Annotated in this window: 2 protein-coding genes; both read left to right on the top strand. The window is 65.1% G+C overall.

The annotated features are described in order from the left end of the window. A partial coding sequence (locus COA07_RS17515; RefSeq protein ID WP_096641364.1) for an efflux RND transporter periplasmic adaptor subunit occupies positions 1-897 on the top strand: 897 nt, incomplete at its 5' end. Between the two features lie 3 nt (positions 898-900). Beyond that, on the top strand, positions 901-3,563 hold a 2,663-nt coding region (locus COA07_RS17510), incomplete at its 3' end, for an efflux RND transporter permease subunit (RefSeq protein ID WP_096641363.1).

The raw sequence follows: 3,563 nt of genomic DNA, 5'->3' as shown, positions 1-3,563 counted from the left end.
ACGCAGGTCGTCTCGGCCGCAATTGCGGGACGCGTGGTCGCGCTCACCCGTAACCTCGGCCAATCGGTCGGACGCGGCCAGACCATTGCGGTCATCGAAAGCCGCGAGGCGGCGCAGATCAAGGGCGAGGTCGAGGCGGCGCGGGCGCGGCTTCAGCTCGCTAATTCGAACCTCGCGCGCGAACAGCGGCTGTTCGCGCAGAGAGTCTCCCCTGAACAGGATCTGATCGCCGCCCGCACAGCGGCGACGGAGGCGCGGATCGCCCTGACGCAGGCGCAGAGCATGGTTTCGGCGGCGGGTGTCGGCGGCGGCGGGCTCAACCGGCTCGGCATTGCCGCGCCGATCTCGGGCCAGATCATTGCGCGCCCCGTGACGCTGGGACAAACGGTCGCGGCGGATGCCGAACTCTATCGCATCGCCAACCTGAGCCAGGTGTCGATCGCGCTTAATCTCAAGCCCGAGGATGCGGGCCGGGTGCGTCCCGGCAATACGGTGCTGGTGAAGGCGGCAGGCCGTCAGGCGACCGCCCGCGTGACCTTCGTGTCGCCGGCGCTTGATCCGCAGACGCGGCTCGTGCCCGCGCTCGCCACCCTCGACAACCGGGGCGGTGAATGGCGGGTCGGCGAGCCGGTGACGGCCGCCGTCCAGCTCACGGGCAGCGGCGGTAGCGGCGCAATCCGCGTGCCGACGACGGCGGTCCAGAGCTTCGAGGGCAAGTCGGTCGTGTTCGTTCGCACGCCTACGGGCTTCAAGGCGACCCCGGTGCAGCTCGGCGATGCGTCGGGCGACACGGTAATCGTCCGCTCGGGTCTCACCGGCAACGAACAAATCGCCACCACCGGAAGCTTCACGCTCAAGGCCGAGATCGGCAAGGGCGAAGCGAGCCACGAGGATTAAGCCATGATCGCCCGCATCGTCACATGGGCGGTCGAGAAGCGCTGGCTTGTCCTGCTCCTCACCGCCATCGTCGCCGTCATCGGCGCGTTTTCACTCTACCGGCTGCCGATCGACGCAGTGCCGGACATCACCAACAATCAGGTGCAGATCAACGTGCGGGCACCCGCGCTCTCGCCCGAGCTGGTCGAGAAGCAGGTGTCGTTCCCGATCGAAACCGCGCTCGCCGGCACCCCCGGCATCGAATATACGCGCTCGCTGAGCCGTAATGGCTTCGCGCAGATCACTGCGGTCTTCTCCGACTCTACGGACATCTATTTCGCCCGCCAGCAGGTGGGCGAGCGTCTGCGGGGCGTGCAAGAGAATCTGCCCGACGGCGTGAACCCTGAAATGGGTCCGATCGCGACAGGCCTGGGCGAGGTGTACATGTACACCGTTCGTCTCGATCATCGCGAGGACGACAAGCACAAGCCCGGTGAACCGGGCCAACAGCCCGATGGCAGCTACATCACGCCAGAGGGCGAGCGACTGACGACCGAAGAGGACAAGGCGACCTACCTGCGCACCGCGCAGGACTGGATCGTGACGCCGCTTCTGAAGACCACACCGGGCCTCGCCGGTGTCGACTCGATTGGCGGTTACGCCAAGCAGTTCCTCGTCGTGCCCGACGTGCAGAAGCTGGCCTCGCTCGGCATCACGCTGACGGACCTGGGAAATGCGCTGGAGCGCAATAACACCAGCGTCGGCGGTGGCTTCGTCAATCGCAATGGCGAAGGTCTGGCTGTTCGCTCGGATGCGCTCGTTCGCAATGCCAGCGAGTTGGCCAGGACCGTGATCGCGACACGTAACGGCGTGCCGATCACGGTCGAACAAGTTGCGACTGTGAAGACGGGTCAGGCGATCCGCATGGGTTCGGCATCGGAGAACGGTACCGAAGTCGTCGTCGGCACGGCGATCATGCGGATCGGCGAGAACAGCCGCATCGTGTCGACCGCGGTCGCTGAGAAACTGAAGACGATCAACGCTTCGCTGCCTCCTGACGTCGTAATTCAGCCGGTGCTGAACCGCACCGAGCTGGTCAATTCGACGATCAAGACGGTCGCGAAAAACCTGTCCGAAGGCGCGGTGCTGGTCATCGTCGTGCTCTTCCTGCTGCTCGGCAACTTCCGTGCGGCCCTGATCGCGGCGTTGGTCATCCCGATCACCATGATGCTGACAGGCTTTGGTATGCTGCGCGCTGGGGTCTCGGCCAATCTGATGAGCCTTGGGGCTTTGGACTTCGGTCTGATCGTCGACGGCGCCGTCATCATTGTCGAAAACGCGCTGCGCCGGCTTGCCGAGCAACAGCATCATGAAGGCCGATTGCTCAGCGTCAAGGAACGGCTCGCGACCGTGGCAGCCGCTGCGCGTGAGATGATCCGTCCCTCTGTGTACGGGCAGGCAATCATCATCCTCGTCTACGTACCGCTGCTCACGCTGACCGGCGTGGAGGGTAAAACGTTCGGACCGATGGCGCTGACCGTCATCATCGCGCTCGCCTTCGCCTTCATCCTCTCTCTCACCTTCGTGCCGGCGATGATTGCGATCTGGCTGTCGAAGAAGGTCGAGGAGAAGGACGGCCGCATCATCACGTGGCTGAAGAAGCGCTACGAACCCGGTCTCGACCGGGCCATGAAGCGCCCGACGCTGACGATCGGTGCGGGTGTGGGAAGCCTTGTGGTGGCGGCGCTTGCTTTCACTACGCTCGGCTCGGTGTTCCTGCCGCAGCTCGACGAAGGCGATTTGCTGATCCAGTCGCTCCGCATTCCGGCAACGTCGGTCCAGCAGAGCCAGGCGATGCAGGTGCCGATCGAGCGGATGATGTCGAAGCAGCCGGAGGTGCAATTCGTCTATTCCAAGACGGGCACCGCCGAGCTGGCGGCCGACCCGATGCCGCCGAACGCGACCGACATGTTCGTCATCCTGAAGCCGCGCAAGGATTGGCCGGATCCTGAGCTTCCCAAGGAGGAGCTGGTCAGCCGGATCGAGGGTAATCTCGCGAAGATTCCGGGAAATGCCTACGAGATCACCCAGCCCATCCAGATGCGCTTCAACGAGCTGATCGCCGGCGTGCGCGGCGACATCGCGGTGAAGGTGTTCGGGGACGACTTCAACCAGATGAACCGGACGGCCGAGCAAATCGCGGCGGTGCTGCGCAGAACGCAAGGCGCAGCGGACGTGAAGGTGGAGCAGACGACCGGTCTTCCCATGCTCGACATTCGCGTCAACCGCGACGCGATGGCGCGGTTGGGCGTTACGGCTCAGGATGTGCAGGACACCGTGACTGCGACGATCGGCGGGCGAACATCGGGCCAGATCTTCGAGGGCGACCGTCGCTTCCCCGTGGTGATCCGCCTGTCGGAGGCGCAGCGTGCCGACATCGGCCTGCTCCAACAGGTGCAGGTGCCGGTGGCAGGCGGCGGCTATGTACCGCTGTCCAGCGTCGCCGAGATCAAGGTGGTCGATGGTCCGAACCAGATCAGCCGCGAGAACGGCAAGCGGCGCGTGGTGGTGCAAGCCAACGTGCGTGGCCGCGACGTCGGATCCGTCGTGGCGGATGCGCAGGCGGCGATCGGCAGCCAACTCCGGCTGCCTGCCGGCACCTATCTCGAATGGGGCGGCCAGTTCGA

Source organism: Sphingomonas adhaesiva (assembly GCF_002374855.1).
Lineage (GTDB): Bacteria > Pseudomonadota > Alphaproteobacteria > Sphingomonadales > Sphingomonadaceae > Sphingomonas > Sphingomonas adhaesiva.
The sequence above is the reverse complement of the archived record's forward strand: the minus strand, read 5'-3'. Positions and strand labels throughout refer to the sequence as shown.